This is a genomic window from Chitinophaga dinghuensis (genome assembly GCF_003259435.1).
GTDB classification, from domain to species: Bacteria; Bacteroidota; Bacteroidia; order Chitinophagales; family Chitinophagaceae; genus Chitinophaga; species Chitinophaga dinghuensis.
In genome coordinates this window covers 90497-110010 of the sequence record NZ_QLMA01000011.1, presented here as the reverse complement: position 1 = coordinate 110010, position 19514 = coordinate 90497, and the positions used below count along the sequence as shown (strand labels likewise).

At 44.2% G+C, this 19514-nt stretch carries 17 protein-coding genes; 7 read left to right on the top strand and 10 right to left on the bottom strand.

From position 1 onward, the window contains the following. Positions 1-15: 15 nt before the first annotated feature. The 5 genes from CLV59_RS26910 to CLV59_RS26890 all read left to right on the top strand — a co-directional run bounded on the left by CLV59_RS26910 (position 16) and on the right by CLV59_RS26890 (position 6565). The gene (locus CLV59_RS26910) at positions 16-1389 is read left to right on the top strand and encodes an NADH-quinone oxidoreductase subunit N (RefSeq protein ID WP_111595204.1); all 1374 of its coding nucleotides are present in this window, start codon (positions 16-18) and stop codon (positions 1387-1389) included. 133 nt (positions 1390-1522) lie between these two features. Next, positions 1523-2803 carry an ABC transporter permease gene (locus tag CLV59_RS26905; RefSeq protein ID WP_111595203.1) on the top strand — a complete coding sequence of 427 codons (1281 nt, stop codon included), beginning with the start codon at positions 1523-1525 and terminating at the stop codon, positions 2801-2803. A gap of 60 nt (positions 2804-2863) precedes the next feature. Next, positions 2864-4177 (top strand): gluconate:H+ symporter, encoded by a 1314-nt coding sequence (locus CLV59_RS26900; protein WP_111595202.1) that lies wholly within the window; start codon positions 2864-2866, stop codon positions 4175-4177. A gap of 24 nt (positions 4178-4201) precedes the next feature. Then, positions 4202-5299 carry a D-TA family PLP-dependent enzyme gene (locus CLV59_RS26895; protein ID WP_111595201.1) on the top strand — a complete coding sequence of 366 codons (1098 nt, stop codon included), beginning with the start codon at positions 4202-4204 and terminating at the stop codon, positions 5297-5299. 60 nt (positions 5300-5359) lie between these two features. Next, positions 5360-6565: a DUF2252 domain-containing protein gene (locus CLV59_RS26890; protein WP_170137938.1), complete on the top strand. Its 1206-nt coding sequence runs from the start codon at positions 5360-5362 to the stop codon at positions 6563-6565. Between the two features lie 53 nt (positions 6566-6618). Here CLV59_RS26890 and CLV59_RS26885 read toward each other — a convergent pair whose 3' ends face one another. From CLV59_RS26885 to rpsF, 8 genes are all read right to left on the bottom strand, one after another. After that, entirely contained in the window at positions 6619-8952 is a 2334-nt protein-coding gene (locus CLV59_RS26885; protein WP_211324034.1) for a family 20 glycosylhydrolase, read from the bottom strand. Between the two features lie 93 nt (positions 8953-9045). Then, the gene (locus CLV59_RS26880; RefSeq protein WP_111595199.1) at positions 9046-9426 is read right to left on the bottom strand and encodes a hypothetical protein; all 381 of its coding nucleotides are present in this window, start codon (positions 9424-9426) and stop codon (positions 9046-9048) included. Positions 9427-9496: 70 nt separating this feature from the next. Beyond that, positions 9497-10234, bottom strand: coding sequence for a hypothetical protein (locus tag CLV59_RS26875; protein WP_111595198.1), 738 nt, complete (start codon positions 10232-10234; stop codon positions 9497-9499). Between the two features lie 48 nt (positions 10235-10282). Then, on the bottom strand, positions 10283-10915 hold the full coding sequence (locus CLV59_RS26870; RefSeq protein WP_111595197.1) for a rhomboid family intramembrane serine protease: 633 nt from the start codon (positions 10913-10915) through the stop codon (positions 10283-10285). A gap of 56 nt (positions 10916-10971) precedes the next feature. After that, positions 10972-11841, bottom strand: coding sequence for a hypothetical protein (locus tag CLV59_RS26865; protein ID WP_111595196.1), 870 nt, complete (start codon positions 11839-11841; stop codon positions 10972-10974). Positions 11842-11939: 98 nt separating this feature from the next. Continuing rightward, a complete protein-coding gene (rplI, locus tag CLV59_RS26860) occupies positions 11940-12386 on the bottom strand; it encodes a 50S ribosomal protein L9 (protein WP_111595195.1) in 447 nt (148 codons plus the stop codon). A 6-nt stretch (positions 12387-12392) separates the two neighbouring features. Beyond that, on the bottom strand, positions 12393-12665 hold the full coding sequence (rpsR, locus tag CLV59_RS26855; protein ID WP_073077706.1) for a 30S ribosomal protein S18: 273 nt from the start codon (positions 12663-12665) through the stop codon (positions 12393-12395). A gap of 4 nt (positions 12666-12669) precedes the next feature. Next, positions 12670-13020, bottom strand: a complete 351-nt coding sequence (rpsF, locus tag CLV59_RS26850; RefSeq protein ID WP_245950963.1) for a 30S ribosomal protein S6 — start codon at positions 13018-13020, stop codon at positions 12670-12672. Positions 13021-13587: 567 nt separating this feature from the next. Between rpsF and htpG the strand changes: the two genes are divergently transcribed. Continuing rightward, positions 13588-15426 (top strand): molecular chaperone HtpG, encoded by a 1839-nt coding sequence (gene htpG / locus CLV59_RS26845; RefSeq protein WP_111595194.1) that lies wholly within the window; start codon positions 13588-13590, stop codon positions 15424-15426. A 348-nt stretch (positions 15427-15774) separates the two neighbouring features. Beyond that, positions 15775-16545: a carboxylesterase family protein gene (locus CLV59_RS26840; RefSeq protein ID WP_111595193.1), complete on the top strand. Its 771-nt coding sequence runs from the start codon at positions 15775-15777 to the stop codon at positions 16543-16545. A gap of 120 nt (positions 16546-16665) precedes the next feature. Here CLV59_RS26840 and recJ read toward each other — a convergent pair whose 3' ends face one another. After that, positions 16666-18363, bottom strand: a complete 1698-nt coding sequence (gene recJ / locus CLV59_RS26835) for a single-stranded-DNA-specific exonuclease RecJ (RefSeq protein ID WP_111595192.1) — start codon at positions 18361-18363, stop codon at positions 16666-16668. 100 nt (positions 18364-18463) lie between these two features. Continuing rightward, positions 18464-19429 carry a polyprenyl synthetase family protein gene (locus CLV59_RS26830; protein ID WP_111595191.1) on the bottom strand — a complete coding sequence of 322 codons (966 nt, stop codon included), beginning with the start codon at positions 19427-19429 and terminating at the stop codon, positions 18464-18466. Positions 19430-19514: the final 85 nt, after the last annotated feature.

The following is a 19514-nucleotide window of genomic DNA, read 5'->3' as shown; positions in this document are numbered from 1 at the left end:
TTGTAACGCAAAAATATGAATGCACTAATTTCTACTGCTTTATCGGGCGTTGTACTGATGTTTGTTGGTTTATTTGCACGAAATAAGCAGACCATTAAATTTTTTGCCATAGCGGCCATTATTATAGCTTTTATAGCCAACCTCGTACAGTATCCTTCTGTTGAGCTGGGCAGCTATATTATGTTTGGCATGATTGAAGTGTCTAAATTCAGTGTGATCTTCAATGCAGTAGCATTGGGGGCTACATTGCTATATTTCCTGCTGTCGGGTAGTGATTTTGAAAAAGTAGGAGAACATGTCGGAGATTATTTTGCGCTGATATTCTTCATTTTGGCTGGTATCTCCCTGGCAGCTACTTTCAACAATCTGTTGATGTTGTTCCTTGCCATCGAGATTATGTCCATTCCACAGTATATCCTGGCAGGTAGCGATAAAAAGAATCAGAAAAGCAATGAAGCTGCCCTGAAATATTTCCTGATGGGCTGTTTCTCTACCGGCGTACTCCTGATGGGTATTACCCTGATCTACGGTTCTGCAGGTACTTTCGAAATCAGCGCCCTCGGACTGGGAGCTGACAACGTTTCTCCACTCGCATTATGTGGTATCATCCTGGTGGCTTTTGCACTGTCTTTCAAAGTATCGGCAGCGCCATTCCACTTCTGGACTCCAGACGTATATGACGGCTCTCCAACCGTATTCACCTCTTTCATGGCTACTGTTGTAAAAGCAGGTGGTTTCATCGCTTTTGTAAGATTGTTCCATGTAGGTTTTAGTGGCGGTACGATTAGTCAGCACTGGATGCTGATTCTTTCCATCATCACTGCACTGACTTTGGTACTCGGTAACTTTACCGCAGTATTCCAGCAGAGCGTAAAACGTATGCTGGCTTACTCCAGTATTGCGCAAGCAGGTTTCATGCTGTTTGCGGTAATCGCCATGAATCAGACTGCCGCTCAAGGTATTATCCTGTATGCAGCCGCTTACAGCGTAGCTACCATCGGCGTTTTTGCAGTACTGATGCGGATGCACGACTATACCTTCGAAGGCTTCAATGGCCTGGCTAAGAAAGAGCCGCTGCTGGCTTTTGCAGTAACCGTTTTCCTGTTCTCTCTGGCAGGTATCCCAGTTACGGCAGGTTTCTTCGCGAAATACTTCGTACTGGCGGCAGCCATCCAGCAAGGACACCTCCTCTGGTTGGTAATTCTGGCGGTGCTGTGTGCTGCTATCAGCGTTTACTACTACTTCAAAGTGATTATCGCTATGTACTTCAAACAGGGTAGCCCTGTACTGGAGCCAGTTTCCAGCGGTTTTAAAGCTGGTCTGATCCTGACAGTAATCATCGTCCTGGCGCTGGGTATCTTCCCGCACGTGTTGATAGGTTGCCTCTAAACACATAGTAATACGATATAAGATGAGGGCCCGCGCTACCTGCGCGGGCCCTCTTGCTTTTAAGGAACCATTCATCCCAAATAAGCGAGTTTCGAATGTATTATTATATTAACTTTACTATTAACCCGTAATTATGCAATCCCGAGATATATTTTCACTGGCATATCGTTCCGTTACCGGTAATAAACTACGTACCGGGCTTACTGTAGCAATTATCGCTTTAGGTATCACCGTTCTGGTAGGTATTCTCACCGCTATTGATAGTATGAAAAGCAGCATTTATAGCAGCTTTGCTATGATGGGCGCCAATAGCTTCAGTATCAGGAACAGGGATATACAAGTGCGTATTGGGGATGATGGGGGAGATAAAGCCTCAAAAGGGAACAAAAACATCAAAAAAGTAAAGAAATCGAACAGTAATAAGGTGATTTCCTACCAGGATGCCATGGCTTTCAAGGAAAGATTCCATTTCCCTGCTGATGTAAGCATCAATGTCAGAGCCTCCGGGATAGCCACTGTTTATAAGGATGATAAGAAAACCAACCCCAATGTGACCGTGTTGGGAGGCGATGAGAATTATCTCCTCATATCCAATTATGAAATTGCCCAGGGACGAAACTTTAACTCCCTGGATGTTTCCTCTGGTAGAAATGTCGCAATTTTAGGAAAGGATGTTGCCGAAAAACTGTTTGGCAAGAAAATGAAGAACGTGGTAAACAACACCATCAGAGTAGGGGACGTGCGTTACAGAGTGATCGGTGTGCTTGCTTCAAAAGGTAGTAGTAGCCTGATGAGCGCAGATAATGTGGTCATTACTACGGTCAACAATACACGAAGAATCTTCAACAGACCCAATATTTCCTACCAGATCGGTATTGCCGTAAAAGATGTGAATCATATGGAACCCGCACAAGGAGAAGCTACAGGGCTTTTCCGTATTGTACGCGGACTGGCAGTGAATGAAGAAGATAACTTCGTGATCAGTAAGAGCGACAGCATAGCAGAAATGCTCTTTAAAAGTCTGAGCCAGGTGAACCTGTTTGCCGTAGCTATCGCCTTTATCACCCTCTTTGGCTCTGCGATCGGCCTGATGAACATCATGTTGGTATCTGTGGCAGAACGTACCCGCGAAATCGGCGTTACCAAAGCGCTCGGCGCCACCAGTAATGTTATCCGCAAACAATTCCTTTATGAAGCCATTATCATCAGCGTGATGGGAGGCCTGATAGGGGTAATAGCGGGTATGCTGCTGGGCAATATTATGTCCATTCTTCTCAGTTCTCCTTTCTATATTCCTTGGTTCTGGATCTTCATAGGCGTGAGCATTTGCGCGCTGGTGGGACTTATCTCCGGTCTTTACCCGGCTTTTAAGGCTTCCAAACTAGATCCAATCATTGCGCTGCGTTACGAATAACCAGCTTTACTTTACATCCGTTTTTTTATATCTTGTTCATTACCTAAAAAATGAGCAAGTATGCCATTACTCATTGTTATTGCTGCTATTCTGCTGCTGGTAATATTAGTTACCTGGTGCAAGCTGAATACCTTCCTCTCTTTCCTGATTGTTTCCCTGCTAATGGGATTGTCCCTGCAAATGAAAATGCCGGATGTAATCCAGTCTATCCAGACAGGTATCGGGAAGACACTAGGCTCTCTGATTGTAGTCATCGTTTTTGGCAGCATGTTAGGAAAGCTGGTGGCGGAAAGTGGGGCAGGCCAAAGAATAACGGGTGGATTAATGCAACTCCTGGGTCCTAAGTATGTACAGTGGTCGCTGATGATAACCGGTTTTGTAGTGGGGATTCCCCTTTTCTATAACATCGGATTTGTACTGATGGTGCCACTTATCTTTATGGTGGCAGCGCGAACAGGATTACCGGCTGTCTACCTGGGTATCCCTATGCTCGCTGCGCTCTCCGTTACACACGGCTATCTACCTCCTCATCCTTCTCCCTCTGCACTGGTTGAATATTTCCATGCCAGTATGGGACTGACTTTGCTATATGGTATACTGTTGGCTGTACCTGCTATTATTCTTGCAGGGCCGGTTTTTACCCGTTTGCTGAAAAACTATACCAATGCTCCTTCCAGGATGTTTGAGGCGAAAGAACTGCCTGAAAATGAGATCCCAGGTATGTTAGCCAGCATCCTTGCAGCTATGTTACCGGTATTGCTACTGGCGGTTACCGCGTTGGTGAAACTTCGGATGCCGGAAGGAAGTACCAGATACCAAATAGCGAGCTGGTTAGGAGAACCGCTGATAGTAATGCTGCTGGCGGTATTGAATGGCACATATCTCCTTGGATACCGCCGTAAAATGCCCGCGAAAAGAATATTAAGCATTATGGATGAGGCAGTGAAAGATGTAGCCGTGATCATATTGATTATAGGCGGTTCTGGCGCATTGACACAGTTGTTGCATGATAGTAAGGTGAGTATCTACATCGCTGATTCTTTACAACAGCTGCATTTACATCCGCTGGTACTGGCCTGGGGCATTGCGGCTATTATCAGGGTCTGCATAGGGTCCGCTACAGTAGCGGGACTTACTACTGCGGCCATTGTTGCGCCGATGATCCCCGCTTCAGGCGTGAATCCTAATCTGATGGTGCTCGCTACCGGGGCAGGCAGCCTGATGTTTTCCCATGTGAACGATGCCGGTTTCTGGATGTTCAAAGAATACTTTAACTTGTCTGTGAAAGATACGATCAAAACGTGGTCGGTAATGGAAACTATTGTGTCCATAACAGGACTGGCAGGCACTTTGGTGCTGAGCCTCTTCGTATAAACAATCAACTGAAAATCCGAGAACATGCATTGGTACGAATTAAGAAATGCAGCACAGGTAGACTCGCCTGCCATCGTAGTGTATAAAGACAGAATTATAGATAATATACGTCTGTTAAAAGGGATGATCGATGATGTACAACGGTTACGCCCACACGTAAAAACAAATAAGATTACGGAAGTAGTGCAGCTCATGCGGGATGCGCATATCGATAAATTCAAATGCGCCACCATTGCAGAGGCGGAGATGCTGGGAATTGCAGGCGCAAAAGATGTACTCATGGCTTATCAACCAGTGGGCCCTAAAGCTGTACGCTTGCTGGAGCTGGTGCAGAAGTATCATACTACTGTGTTCTCCTGCCTGGTTGATAATGTTGAGGCGGCTAATCAACTCAGTCATTTATTTGCTTCCATCGGCAGGAAATTGCCGGTGTATGTGGATTTGAATGTAGGTATGAATCGCACGGGTATACGTCCGGAAAAAGCGCTGGAACTATACGAATATCTGCATGCCTTACCAGGTATTATTCCGGTAGGATTACATGCCTACGACGGCCATCTGCATGATACGGATATGTATATACGTACCCAGCGTTGCGATGAGGCATATGCCCCTGTAGAACGGCTACAGGTGGCTATTGTGGCGGCAGGATTGAAAGCGCCTGTGATTGTTGCCGGCGGTTCTCCCACTTTTCCTGTTCATGCTCAGCGTAAAGACATTGAGTGTAGTCCGGGTACTTTTGTATTCTGGGATTTTGGATATGCCCGTAATCTGCCGGAGCAGCCATTTCAATATGCTGCATTGGTGTTGAGCAGGGTGATATCTGTGCTGGATGCGCAGCATATCTGTCTTGATTTAGGACACAAATCCGTTGCTGCTGAGAGTCCGCAGCCACGGGTAGAATTCCTGAATATTCCTGGTAAAATCATTTCGCAAAGTGAAGAGCATCTGGTGATGGAAGTAGAGGATGCGACTAAATATCCGGTGGGTACGCTCGGTTATGGCGTACCATTACATATTTGCCCTACAGTCGCACTCTATGAAAAGGCATATGTGGCAGAAAGCCATGATGTGATAGCTAATTGGAAAGTAATAGCGAGAGATCGACAGATCATTGTCTGATCCACAATAAAATTCGGTATCTTTATATGGCGCTGAATGGTGCGTATAAAGATACCGAATATGCATAGTGTAACCTCAAGAGTAATGACGTTCAACCAGGGGCGTATACCTGAGTTGCTGAATATGAAATATGCTGCTATGCGGGAAAACCCCTTTCGATTTTTTCGCGGCACCTGTCATCTCTTTTACGAAGATCTTCCTGCCAGAAGTCCTCTTTTAAAGTCGCCACTCACCTGGGTTTGCGGTGATCTCCATCTGGAAAATTTTGGTAGTTACAAAGCGGATAATCACATTCCATACTTTGATATCAATGATTTTGATGAATCGGTACTGGCCCCGTGCCTGGTAGATCCTACGCGGCTCCTTTGCAGTGTGCTGCTGGCCTCTGATGTATTAGGGATCAATAAAAAGGGTGCTAAGCAACTCTTTGATACTTTCCTGGATGCTTATGCCAATACGCTGGCTTCCGGATATATCCGTTCCCTGGAAAAGCAAGCCGCTACAGGTACTATCAAGCTTTTCCTGGATACCGTACGAAATAGAAAACACAAACCATTTATCATGAAACGCATGGAAATGCGTGATGGTAAACCTCGCCTGCTGATCGATAAAATTAAAACTTTAAAGGCGCCTAAGGAATCGAGGACAGCGATTAGAGAACAAGTACAAGCTTGGTTGTCTCAACATCCGCAAACCAAAGGCTATGTGATTATGGATCTGGCTTATCGTATAGCCGGTACCGGTAGTTTGGGCGGAACGAGATATGTGTTACTGGTCACGCATCCGGATGCACCTGGCGACTACTTTCTCCTGGATCTCAAGTTGGCGCTGCCTTCCTGCATATTAGATTATCATTCTTTTGCGCAGCCGGAATGGTCTGACGACGCATCCCGTGTAACAGAAGTACAGAAACGGTTTCAGGCGGCATCGCCTGCATTACTGCATCAGGTGGAAGTGGATGGTAAACATTATATCCTGAAAGTACTGCAACCTTCTGCGGATAAAATTAATTTTCAATCGTTCAACGGGAAAACGAGAAAACTGGAAGAGATTCTTTCTTCTATGGGACAGATATGCGCCTGGGATTGTTTGCGCTCCGGAGGTCGCCAGGGATCAGCGATTGCTGATGAGCTAATTGATTTTGCTGTCCAGGCTTCAAAATGGAAGGATACAGTATTTGAATATGCTTCTTCCTATGCGTTGCAGGTAACAAAAGATTTCAAAGCATATGCTACTGATTATGATACCGGCAAAGTAAAGGCTTGATATAAAATGAGTAAAAATCCCCACCCCGGTAGATCTCCGGAGTGGGGATTTTTTTATTTAGCGTAATTCAATACGCGGATATTATTGATTTCACCAGAGAATGCCTGACTATTGTCGCCAATATATTGCAATGGGAAGACGAGCGTCTGTATTTTTGCATTCTTGTCTTTCGTATTCGGGAATGTGATGAACTGTCCCTCCAGGCGCTCAATGAGCTGACCATTGACAAAAAGAGAAGTACCTTTGTTAGTGCCGGAAATCTCAACATGGGTCCAGGTATTGGCAGGAATGGCATAATTGAAATTGTAATGGTAACCTTCCCTGGAGAAGCCGAGTTTGCCAGTACTTTGCTGCAATAATTTTACTTGTGCATATGGCGAAGAAAAAATAACTGCATTGTTCTTATTGCCTGCATCCGGCTTAATATCGAAGCTGATCGTGTATCCGTAACCGATAGCTGTAACCGGCGTTTGGAAATAACTTTGACCTCCGTTCAAACGAAGATTTTGCCCAATAGCCGCGTTCTTCAGCTTGCCGGATGGCTTGTTTTTTCCAAATGATAAATGGTATAATATGGAATCCTTACTGTATAATTTGTGTTGGAGGTTAAGTCCTGGTCCTTCGCTGAGGCGTTGACTGTTTTTACTGTAAGTGTCGAAGTTGCTGGCATTGGTATGGCCGTTCCACATTTTTTCTGCGAGCACCTGCATGGCTGGGAATGCGCGGTCGTGCACATCATCAGCCGTGATGCCATTGCCCGGATGATCGTTCCAAACGGCAAATGCGCCGCCTTTGATTTTTGGATGTCCCATTGGAAACACCACTGCACCGATCACATTAGGCTCCCAGGTGTTGTATAATTTTTTGATGTTAAGATAGTCGTAATAATAACCTGCGGCAGGAACGATATATAACCAGCCATCCGGGGTGCTGATCAGGTCGTAGCCAAGTTTGATCATTTCCTTTGGTTCTGCGTAGCCATTGTACCAGGCATTCATGGTAATGCCTTCAGATTTCACCGGCGTTTTACCTTGAGCATGTGTCAGAGAGCCCCACATGCGCACTTTTTTCCCATAGCCTTCCACGAATCTGATTAAATGATCCGTAAAAGCCCTGAATTTCTCTGCTTCATGTTTATCATACTCATCTGTGCCTATATGTACTTCTGCGCCTTTAAAGACCGGATTAGGGCCTTCCAGGTACTCTTTAAAGATATTATCCACCATGGTCCAGGAGGCAGGATCAAGGTTCAGGTGATCGCGGCCATATTTGGCGCTGGCTACTTCCGGATTGGCTTTGCTGAGGGCCAGCGAGTGGGCAGGCACATCTATTTCAGGAATGATCCGAACGCCAAAGCTGTCGGCCATATCCTGCAATGCCATAAATTCTTTCTTAGAGTAGGAGCCATCTTTGGCGGTTAATCCGGGATAGGTATCATTTTCCAGCCGGAAAGCGGAGTAGGTGCTATCCCAGTTATCTCCGAAGAATTTGGCGAAGCCGTTATCATTCAGGTGAATATGAAAATCGTTCATTTTGTAGTAAGACATGAACTGCACGTAGTTCCGCAGAAACTCCATGGTAAAGAATTTCCTGCCATCGTCCAGTACAAAACTCCGCACCTCATATTTAGGATAATCCCGGGTGATTCCTTTTGGTAAATAGGAATGTGAGGAGTCCTGTTCAAGTATTTGAAGTATGGTGCGGGTGGCCCAGAATGCGCCTTGTTTTTGGGGCGCAGAGATGTTGGTGATATCGTTAATGTCTATACGATAACCTTCATTTCCTAAGCTGGTATCCGCTTTACTGATGTTTAGGAAGATGTCGCCTTTCGAAGGTTTCCCGGCGATGCTCTTGATACCGGCTTTGGGTATCACGAGGTTTAAGTCGGCCGCCAGCCGCGCAGCTACCGGTTCCAGGATAGCTTTATCAGCGGGGCTGAATACCACTTTTGTATTCGGAGATACTTTAAATCTGCCGTTAGCGCCATGCCATTCGCGTAATGCGGGAATAACAAAAGGTGCGGTATTATCGGGAGCGCCGTATTTGCCAGGGATTATCAGTTGCATGGGGGCGTCCATTTCTGCGCCATCTTGCTGACGTTTCAGTATGAAATAGAGGTTTACCGGAGCATCTGTCAGTGGCTGATGTATATTTCCCTGTGGATCGATCACAGGGTGCCTGTCGGTTCCTTTCAGCAGGAGTTCATAACCTTTAGGAGGAACGGGAATGGTAATTTTGGTTTGTCCGGGAGCATAACTGATGGCCGGAATGTTTTTCACCGCCTGTGCGAAACTGGCGGAGTCTGGAATTTGTTGTGCCTTTGCGATGGATACTGGGAGCAGGAATGCGGCCAGCAGCAAAGTACGGTTGTCTTTGAGCAGTTTCATTGCAAATAGATGTTCACTGTTTAAAAAAACGCTTCACTTGTAAGAAGTGAAGCGTTTATGGATAAATCCCAAAATAGGTATTTAAAATGAATTCTAATAGTATAGTTGTGTCAGCACGTTGGTAGCGTCTTCTGATGGTGGTTTCAGATGCATGAACTCGGTATACTGCGTGAGATTGAGCAGTGGTTTAAGTTTGGCGAGCATACCATTTTGCATGCTGTTTAATTTTGTCTTGTATGCTTTTTCGTTGGTACGTTGCAGTGATTGCATGTTTACTTTCTGCTGAAGGTAATTGGTGACAATACTGAGTAACCTTGGTTTTTGTTGTTCTGTAAGTATCAGTGATTTATCCAGTTTGCTGACAATGGAGGAGGCGGTGCCTTCTACATTCATGGTTGGATTTTGTGCATGAACGCACAACAGGATAAAACTGAAGCAAAAGAGCAGTAATGCAGGGATGGCCAGCTTTTTCATGTGACGTGGGATTAAGATTGAGTCTATCTAAATTCCTTATAAGTTACAAAAAAAAGCGACAGTCTGTCCACTATTGCATCACCAATTTTACATATTTCGACTGTGTATTTCCTTCTTCATCGATGGAAATATATTGGCAGAGAATTGTCTTTGGATCTACCCATTTTGTTTGGGTAGGTCCCCAGGTTTCCAGGTTGGCTTCTCCTACGTATTTAATCTTGTCTTTCTCAATATCATAGAGTTGGAATCCGTTGGGAAGGAATGCCGCAACGAGGTCCATGGAGGCGCAGAGGAAATGTTTTTTATCCGGAGAGAAGATAGGTTCTGTCCAGATATGCAGGGTATCGCCATTATGGTTATCTACCAGGAGGAAATCCTGTGATTCGTAATAGTAGACGATAACGCCTTTTTTGTTGATTTCCGGATAATTGGCAACGTACAGATAGTGGCCGAAGGTGGCTGCTGTGTCGTTGTCGTTATCAGTGAGCGTGAGTGTTTTCCCATTTTGCAGTTTGAACAGCAGGCTGCTACCATTGCGTTTAACGGTGGTATCTTTTGCAAGTGCCTGGGCTTCGCTGGTGTCTTGTGTTGGCAATTTAAATTTTTCGAATACAGCGGAATCGATAGTGTATACGAAGAAGGTTTTGTTGGCCAGGGAAATGGTATCGACAGGTGTTTCAGAAGTAGCTGGCACATCTGCCATTACAACGCCGGAGGAATCTTTTTCGCCCGACTTGTTGCCTTTCTGTTGTCCGCAGCTCCATAACAGGACAGCTACGGTCATCAGGTAAAACAGGTTTTTGTACATATTCATTTGAAAATTTCTGATCTACAAATGTAAGTAATTATGATATGGTCATTTCGTTTCGTCGGGAAGTTGGTTCCCGGCTGTATTGGATAATGTGAAATACAGGATATATCCTAACAGGATGCCGATACAAAATCCGGTCAGATGAGCAATATTATCGATTCCTCCGCTGAAAAAGGCCAGGATGATGTTGAGACCTACGAATAATGCGATAAACGCAAGTAATGGTTTCCGTATTGTGGGACGATATACCGTAGTTGTTAAAAGAGCCAGAAATGCGCCGTAAATCCCGAAAATTCCACCTGAAGCGCCGACGCTCAAAGTATCCTTGTGAAACCATATACTGGCAAAATCGGACATAATTCCTGTGCAGAAATAAACCAGGCACATCCTCGGTCCTCTGATAACTGGTTCCAGGAATAAACCAGCCATGAAGAGGCCCAGCATATTGGTAAACAAGTGCCACAGTCCTCCATGCAGAAACATACTGGTGAGCAGTCGCCAATATTGGTGAAGATCGATGGTATATGGCCAGTAATTGCCACCTGCATGTAATAGCGTGTCGGGATTTCCGGACCAGATATTTAGTCCGGAGAAGACCATCACAAAGAAAACAATGCAGTTGATTGCAATCAATGCGAGGGTGACAGGCATTTGTAGCAGATGCTTCTGGATTTGCATGCAAGATAAGTTACGACAATTCGCGCAATTCCGGCTAACAAATCGCTGTGAATCAGCTATTCGTAACTATAATCAACAGTGGTATTAGCTTCGGTGTCTAACTGCGTGTATCCTTGCGCGTGAAGGTATACTTTTGCCTTATTGGGATAGCCGTGACCGTTACAGGCGTACATATATTGTACGGTCGTCGAGCGGGATAGTTTAGCAATGCCCTTGACTGCATTGTTCTCCTGTTTATCTTCCAGTTTTATCCGGGAAGGGTTGTTGGTGCTGATATGAAGGAGGAGGCTGGTAATATCAGGCAGTAAGAAGGCAGGGTGGGCTTGAGGAATGGTGTCTGTCAGTAATAATTGATTGGCCATTTGTGCCATTGGATTATAGGTAGACATATCCCATTCGCAAACGGCTTTCGTGAAATAGGTGGTGTTATTGTCTGGAGAAGCGGTATCATGTAAGATATTCTTCCAGTCCGGGTTGCCTTCAATATAATTCCAGCTGGTAGCCTGACTGGCATTGGAATATTTGAGGGAGAGCGGTTTATTTCCTTGCCAGAGGACTTGTGCGGTGGTTACTTGTTGGTTCTGGTCAAAGAAATCAATTTTCCGGATGTTGCCGTTGATATCCCAATCAGTCACGGTTGCTTTTTTGGTGACTTTTACGGTATGATTGACATTGGATTCACAGATCATGCCGCTGAGGCGTTGGTAGGAATCGTAGACGAATTTGTAGGTGTTGGAGTCCTGCAGATTATTGAACCTGGTCATGGTGGTGAGTCGGCCGGCGGCATCATAACTGAAGGTGATACAGGGGGCTTTTTCTCCCTGGATGGTAAGGGCTTTAAGGCGGGGAACATTATATTTCCCTTTGTTGGAGCTGCAAGCCGTGATAAGGACAGGCAGAAGGAGTACATAGAGATATTTGAGCATACTTATGGCGGTAAGTTGCTATGAAAATACGTAATAAAAGTAAAAACCCCACGCTTTTAAGGCGTGGGGTTTTTACTTTTTCCAAGTAAGTTTGGATATTACTCAGCAACTACTTCGAATTCCATTTCAGTATCGTTTCCTTTACCGAAGTCGAGGCGTGCTTTGTAAGTGCCTAATTCTTTAACATCATCGAGGATGTGGATACGGCGACGATCGATTTCGTAACCTTTTTGTTCTTTAATTGCGCGAGCAATCTGAACACCGGTAACGCTACCGAAGATTTTACCGGAAGTACCGGTTTTAGCACCGATCTTAACAGGAGAAGCTTTCAGAACTTCTACTACTTTAGCGATTTCCGCCAGCAGTTTCTCTTCTTTCACTTTCTGTACTTTCAGGCGCTCCTGCAGCTGTTTCAGGTTAGAAGGGCTAGCTTCTACCGCAAACTTCTGAGGGATCAGGAAGTTCCTGGCGTAACCATTCTTTACGTTAACCAGTTCATTCTTCTGACCCAGGTTGTCTACGTCTTGTATTAAAATAACTTGCATAACTTCTTACTTTAAAAGGTCAGTAACATAAGGCAATAAAGCCATTTGACGAGCTTTCTTAATAGCCTGGGCTACTTTACGCTGAAATTTCAGAGAGTTACCTGTAATACGGCGAGGCAGCATTTTGCCCTGATCGTTCAGAAATTTCTTCAAAAACTCCGCGTCTTTGTAATCTACATACTTGATGCCCATTTTCTTAAAACGGCAGTATTTCTTCTGACGTTTTTCAGTTTTTACGGCTGTTAAGTATTTGATTTCTTGTTTCGGTTTAACTGCCATAATTTTAAGCTTCAGTGGTTTTAGATTCAGCATTAGCACCAAAGTTCTTACGGTTGTTATACGCTACAGCGTATTTATCAAGCGCAGTTACCATGTGGCGCAATACGTTTTCATCGCGGTTGAGCTGAATTTTCAGCTTCTCATTGAGGTCGGTTGGCGCAGTATATTCCAGAACCAGATACATTCCTGTAGTCTTTTTCCGGATAGGGTACGCCAGTGATCTTAATCCCCAGGGATTTTCGTGCGTTACATTTCCGCCGTTATCTTTAATGATATCAGCGAATTTTTTCTGAGCCGCTTTGTATTCGTCTTCAGAAAGCACAGGGGTAAAGATCACCATCAATTCGTAGTTCATAATTCCCTGTTTTTTGTATGGTTTAATAAAAAAAATTGGACCGCAAAGATAAAGAACTAATTCCAATTTCACGTGTTTGATGGGGTTTATTCTGTAATATTCTTTCGAATGATCATAAATTATTGATATTTAATTGATTATATATTTAACCCTTGTTTCAACCAGCGCCTTCGGCACTGGTTGAAACAAGGGTTTTCGTTCCGCGCCGGCGGCGCGGAACGAAAACTTTGACAGGGAATCTCTTCATTTCTGTTCGTTGGTAGCTTGGAACAAGGGGCTCCGTTGGGAGCTGCTGTGCAGGGTACCTGCTTAATTTCCGTGCGTTGGTGGTGGAGAACCCGCGCCTCCGTCAGGAAAACTGCTAACTACTCCATTTATGACCGGCCGCCAATGGGCGGCCGGTCATAAAAAAACACCCGAGCCGAAAATCACGCCGCAGGCGTGATTTTCGGCTCGGCAAAAACAATTCAACGCGCAGCAAAACCTAAAATGCAGTCAACTTGTCAGCCCACCACCACTGGCATAACCTTTGACTCCTTCCCTCCGAAATAAAAAATTAGTTTACCCATGCAAAAAGGTGCTATACGTGTACAAACGGAAAATATATTTCCGATCATTAAGAAATTCCTGTATTCCGATCACGAAATCTTTATCCGTGAATTGGTAAGTAATGCCGTGGATGCTACCCAGAAACTTAAAACCCTCGCCAGTGTTGGTGAATTTAAAGGAGACCTGGGTAATATCGATATTGAAGTACGCCTGGATAAAGAGAAAAAGACGATCACCATCGCGGATCATGGTGTGGGTATGTCCGCAGAAGAAGTAGATAAATACATTAACCAGGTTGCTTTCTCTGGTGCAGAGGAGTTCCTGAAAAAATATAAAGGCCAGGAAAATGGTACGAATATAATCGGTCACTTCGGACTTGGTTTCTATTCTTCCTTTATGGTGTCTAACCAGGTGGAAATCTTTACCAAATCCTGGAAAGAAAGCGCTCCTGCCGTTCGCTGGGAATGCGATGGCAGCCCTGAATATACCCTGGAAGAAACCACAAAAGAGGAACGCGGTACAGAAATCGTAATGCATGTAAATGAGGAGAGCGAAGAATTCCTCGACGAAGGACGTATCCGTTCTATCCTTACCAAATTCTGTAAATTCCTTCCTATCCCAGTGAAATTTGAAGGGGAGCAAATCAACAACCCTTCTCCAGCCTGGACAAAAAAACCAAGCGAACTCACTACAGAAGATTATCAGAACTTCTATAAAGAATTATATCCTTTCGCAGAAGCGCCACTCTTCTGGATTCACCTGAATGTAGATTATCCGTTTAACCTGACCGGTATTCTCTACTTCCCTAAAATCACGAAGAGCTACGAAATACAGAAAGATAAAATCAATCTGTACTCTAACCAGGTATACGTTACCGATGAGGTGAAAGATATCGTTCCTGAATTCCTGATGCTGCTGCATGGGGTAATCGATAGCCCGGATATTCCGCTGAACGTTAGCCGTAGCTACCTCCAGGGGGATCCAAACGTGAAGAAAATCAATGGCTATATCACCAAGAAAGTAGCGGATAAACTGGATGAAATGTTCCGGACAGACCGCAAAGGCTTTGAGGAAAAATGGGAATCCATTGGCCTCTTTGTGAAGTATGGCATGATGACAGACGATAAATTCCTGGATAAAGCCAATAAATTCCTGGTGCTGGAAGATGTAGATGGCGGTACTTTCTATACGCAGGAAGAATACCGTACTGCTGCTGCCGGTCTGCAAACCAATAAAGAAGGGAAACTGGTGGTGCTGTATGCTACCAATCCTGTTCAACAGGATAGCTATATCCAGGCTGCCAAAAAGAAAGGGTTTAAGATCATCAAGATGGAAACCCTTGTGGACGCTGCCTTTATTAACAATATCGAAATGAAATGGGAGAATGTTCAGTTTACCCGTGTCGATGCTGATATTGCGAATAATCTGATTGATAAAGATGAAAACGCAGATACCCTGCTTTCTAAAGATCAGGAACAAACCCTGAAAGATCTCTTCGGTAAAGAGGTAAATCAACCTAATATCAAAGTAGATATGAAAGGACTGACTGCTGACGTTCAACCTGTTATCGTTACCCGTCCTGAATTTATGCGTCGTATGAAAGATATGGCCAGCATGGGCGGCGGCGGAATGAACTGGTACGCCAATATGCCAGATGAAATCAACATGACGATCAACGCTAATCACCCGGTTTACCTGCAAATTCTGCGCGAAAAAGACAATTCGATTCAACAGAAACAAATCAAGAATCTGGCAGATCTGGCATTACTCTCGCAGAACCTGCTTACGGGCGCAGACCTCACCGCTTTTGTTTCCAGAAGCGTGGAACTGATGACCAAAGAAGAACAAGAAGCATAAATGAATATCTGTTACAGGTATCATCTGATATAGACGAATATTTATTCATAGTAAAAGGCGCCTTTCCGGCGCCTTTTCTATTTTTTTATGGCGGCGTTAAAAAAAATTATTCCACTCATTTTTAAACATTGGTAGCCTAGTATTCTGACGTCTAACAAAAAAAATATTTGTCTTTTTATTCACTTATAAAAAATTAAAATACATGCTGCTTTATGTGCTGAAATAAAATAGTTTAGGTCGCGTTATTGTACTTTATTTGCGTACCCCACTGCGGTCGTTTAACGCAGGAAATTATTGTAAAACCTGGTCTCGGCAATTGCCGGGACCTTTTTCATTTATAGGAGTTATATGAAAAAAAGAAGAATTAAAAATTTATGCCATGTCTTGGTGCTGTTAACAGCATTGTTTTCCTGCTCTAAAAAGGAAATGTCTACGCCTGACAAACCGGGAACCAATCCGCCCAAGGAGGATGTTTTTGATCCGCAAACGGAAGGTATGACGGCAAAGAAAGTAGTAAATGGTGGTGGTAACATTACCGATTATCTGCTCTATATCCCTGACGGATATAATACCAGAAAGGATTACAGATGGCCGTTGGTCATTTTCCTGCATGGGATTGGAGAAATAGGTACCAATGTGGATGTGCTCAGGAATGTGGCTTTACCGAGAGTGGTTAAAGGACAGCCATTTGTAATGATTGCGCCGCAATGTACCCGCAACTGGTGGAACGGGGAATCGTTACAGGCCTTGTATAAAGAGGTGTTGGCCAAATACCATGTGGATTCCAACAGGGTGATTCTGACAGGACTGAGTATGGGAGGAATGGCCACATGGGACTGGATCTGCGCGAATCCTAACAATTTTGCAGCAGCAGTGCCTATTTCCGGAAAAGGAGATCCTAATCAGGTATCCAAAATTAAGAAGATGCCGATATGGGCATTCCATTGTGCAGATGATCCAACTGTCAGCGTAGAAGGGTCAAGAGCGCCAGTAAAAGCGCTGCAGGCTATTGGTGGAAATATTAAATACACAGAATATCCGACGGGAGGCCATGATGCATGGACAAGAGCTTATGCAACACCGGAATTATATACCTGGATATTGAGTCAACATAAATAACCAACAAGTCTTTTCCTGCCATATCATGAACCTAATATCCGGAGCCCTTTAAAGCAAGGGCTCTATCCCTAAACCATAAAGGCTCCTAGCGGAGCCTTTATGTATTTTATATCATTTGTTTTATCGGATATCTATGACTTTCAGTTGTAATGTTGTCTGCCCATTCCACTCATTTTCATCCAGCGTAAATACCATATCAAAAGGTTTCTTACCACTGATGATTTCAAACTTCTCAGACATATAGAAGCCTATACCAGACATGGTTGGGCCGCCATTACCCTGACGCACAGAGAACTTAATATGCTCCTCTTTTACAAGTTTGGAATATCCTGTATCCCGGAGGTTTCTGGCCAGGAATACCGGACGTAGATTCTCTGGGCCTAAAGGTTCGAATTGTTTGAGAATATTATAAAATGCAGGGGTAATATCACTGAACATAATTTCAGTGTCTATCACTATTTCAGGCACCAGCATATCTGCGGAAATGGTGTTTGACACTACTTCTTCAAATTTATCCTGGAATGCTTTTACATTTTCAGGTTTCAGCGTCATACCTGCTGCATAGAAATGGCCACCATAATTCTCAAGCAGGTCTCTGCACTGGTGCACCGCTTCATATACATTGAATCCCATCACAGATCTGGCGGAACCGGCCACCATATCGTTGGATTGCGTAAGGATCACGGTAGGACGGTAATAAAACTTATCGATGAGTCGGGACGCAACGATTCCTACTACGCCTTTATGCCAGTGTGCCTGGAAAAGTACGGTTGATTTCCTGGCGGCCATGGAGGCATCATTTTCAATTAATGAAATGGCTTCCTGGGTGATGGTATTATCGATTTCCTTACGATCGAAATTATCTGCATGAAGCGCTTCAGCAATGGCTTTCGCTTTCTCAGGATCATTTTCTATGAATAGGTTCACCGCTTTGCGGGCGTCATCCATACGTCCTGCCGCATTTACCCTTGGGGCTATTACAAATACCAGGTTGGCAATAGTTAGCTTGTCGGGTTGCGCACTTAGCTGGATCAATGCTTTTATACCAGGGAGTGGATTATCGTTAACTTTTTTCAATCCATGATAAGCCAGCACTCTGTTTTCGCCTGTCATCGGAACGATATCCGCAGCGATGCTGGTGGCGACGAGGTCCAGGTATTTATTGGGAGCGCTGTCGGGAAGTCCTCTTTTCAGTGCAATGGCGCTGATGAGTTTATATCCGATGCCGCAACCGCTTAATTCCTTATAAGGGTAAGGGCAATCGTATTGCTTAGGATTCAGAATGGCGATTGCGGGAGGGAGGATAGCATCAGGGAGATGATGGTCACAAATGATAAAATCGATCCCTGCTTGCTTGGCCTCTGTAATCAAATCAACGGATTTAATACCACAGTCGAGTGCAATTACGAGGCTGAAATCATTTTCTTTTGCGTAGGCAATGCCTTGTGTGGAAATACCATATCCTTCGCGATAGCGGTGGGGGATATAATATTCTATATCTGCATAAAGCTGATGGAGGAAATCATATACGGTAGCTACTGCTGTAGTGCCATCCACATCATAATCGCCGTAGATAAGTATTTTTTCATGGCGAAAGAAGGCCAGTTCTATTCTGGCGATGGCTTTGTCCATATCTTTCATGAGCCAGGGATCGTGAAGATCGCCTGGAACGGGTCTGAAAAAAAGCCGGGCAGCCTCGTAGGTATGAACATTTCGTTGCACCAGCAGTCGGCATAGCAATGGATGTATGCGGAGGGATGATTGCAGCAGATGTTCCTGATTTGGTTGATAAGCTTTTACTGTCCAGCGTTTTTGCATTATAAGTTCAGGATTCTTTAAGCGTTATGTAGCATCCGGCGTAGGTATCAGGAGCTTATTGCAGTTTACATTTATTATTTTATATTTTTTGAAAATTCTTTTAGTAGGTGCGGTCAGTGGTATAACGGACCATGGCTTCGAGGCCTTTTCTGATATCGCTTTCCGGGAATTGGTGGAGGATTGCGAGGGCTTCATCCCTGTACTCGAACATTTTCTGGCGGGTATATTCAATACCGCCGGAGGCTTTTACCATTTCGATTACTTCTTCTACTTTGTCCTTATCTGTATTGTGATTTTTTACAATATAGATAATTCTGCGACGAACTTCCGGAGATGCATGTTGGAGGGTATAGATAAGTGGGAGGGTCATTTTTTTCTCCCGGATGTCTATTCCTGTTGGTTTTCCGATTTTTGCGGAGCCATAATCGAAGAGATCATCTTTAATTTGGAATGCAATTCCTACTTTTTCTCCGAACAACCTCATTTGTTCAGTTGTTGTTTCATCGTTGGTAGAGCTCCATGCGCCGGCGGAGCAGGCGGAGGCTAACAGGGATGCGGTTTTGCGTTTGATGATTTCGAAGTATATATCCTCTTTGATATTGAGTTTCCTGGTTTTCTCTATTTGGATCAGTTCACCTTCACTCATGGCCTGAACAGTGTCAGATATAATTTGCAAAGTTCTGAATTCGTTGTGGTTAAGGCAAAGGGAGAGGCCTTTGGATAGGAGATAGTCGCCCACCAGTACGGCGATTTTATTTTTCCATAGTGCATTGATAGAGAAGAAGCCTCTTCGTTCATTGGCATCGTCTACTACATCATCGTGTACGAGGGTTGCAGTATGGAGTAATTCCACAAATGCGGCAGCGCGGTAGGTACTTTCCTGGAGATCATCTCTGAAAAGTTTGGCTGACAATAACACGAACATGGGACGCATTTGCTTCCCTTTTCGCTTAACAATATAATGCATAACGCGGTCCAGTAGCGGAATATTGCTTTTTACTGAATCTGCGAATTTGCTCTCAAAATCTTGTAATTCCTTACCTATCAGGTGTTTAATATCATCCATGGCCTAAATCAAAAGGATTGCTAAGCTAGGTTTAAAATGTGAAACTTTAACATTTTGGCCTCTAATTTGTATAAGGAGTATAACA

Excerpts from the sequence above, each read along its gene's own strand:
- CLV59_RS26875 (WP_111595198.1), bottom strand. The coding sequence starts at position 10,234 with ATGTACAAAAACCTGTTTTACCTGATGACCGTAGCTGTCCTGTTATGG.
- CLV59_RS26865 (WP_111595196.1), bottom strand. The coding sequence starts at position 11,841 with ATGCTCAAATATCTCTATGTACTCCTTCTGCCTGTCCTTATCACGGCT.
- CLV59_RS26910 (WP_111595204.1), top strand. The coding sequence starts at position 16 with ATGAATGCACTAATTTCTACTGCTTTATCGGGCGTTGTACTGATGTTT.
- recJ (WP_111595192.1), bottom strand. The coding sequence starts at position 18,363 with ATGCAAAAACGCTGGACAGTAAAAGCTTATCAACCAAATCAGGAACAT.
- CLV59_RS26830 (WP_111595191.1), bottom strand. The coding sequence starts at position 19,429 with ATGGATGATATTAAACACCTGATAGGTAAGGAATTACAAGATTTTGAG.
- CLV59_RS26890 (WP_170137938.1), top strand. The coding sequence starts at position 5,360 with ATGCATAGTGTAACCTCAAGAGTAATGACGTTCAACCAGGGGCGTATA.
- CLV59_RS26905 (WP_111595203.1), top strand. The coding sequence starts at position 1,523 with ATGCAATCCCGAGATATATTTTCACTGGCATATCGTTCCGTTACCGGT.
- rpsR (WP_073077706.1), bottom strand. The coding sequence starts at position 12,665 with ATGGCAGTTAAACCGAAACAAGAAATCAAATACTTAACAGCCGTAAAA.
- CLV59_RS26880 (WP_111595199.1), bottom strand. The coding sequence starts at position 9,426 with ATGAAAAAGCTGGCCATCCCTGCATTACTGCTCTTTTGCTTCAGTTTT.
- CLV59_RS26900 (WP_111595202.1), top strand. The coding sequence starts at position 2,864 with ATGCCATTACTCATTGTTATTGCTGCTATTCTGCTGCTGGTAATATTA.
- CLV59_RS26870 (WP_111595197.1), bottom strand. The coding sequence starts at position 10,915 with ATGCAAATCCAGAAGCATCTGCTACAAATGCCTGTCACCCTCGCATTG.
- htpG (WP_111595194.1), top strand. The coding sequence starts at position 13,588 with ATGCAAAAAGGTGCTATACGTGTACAAACGGAAAATATATTTCCGATC.
- CLV59_RS26885 (WP_211324034.1), bottom strand. The coding sequence starts at position 8,952 with ATGAAACTGCTCAAAGACAACCGTACTTTGCTGCTGGCCGCATTCCTG.
- CLV59_RS26895 (WP_111595201.1), top strand. The coding sequence starts at position 4,202 with ATGCATTGGTACGAATTAAGAAATGCAGCACAGGTAGACTCGCCTGCC.
- rplI (WP_111595195.1), bottom strand. The coding sequence starts at position 12,386 with ATGCAAGTTATTTTAATACAAGACGTAGACAACCTGGGTCAGAAGAAT.
- rpsF (WP_245950963.1), bottom strand. The coding sequence starts at position 13,020 with ATGAACTACGAATTGATGGTGATCTTTACCCCTGTGCTTTCTGAAGAC.
- CLV59_RS26840 (WP_111595193.1), top strand. The coding sequence starts at position 15,775 with ATGAAAAAAAGAAGAATTAAAAATTTATGCCATGTCTTGGTGCTGTTA.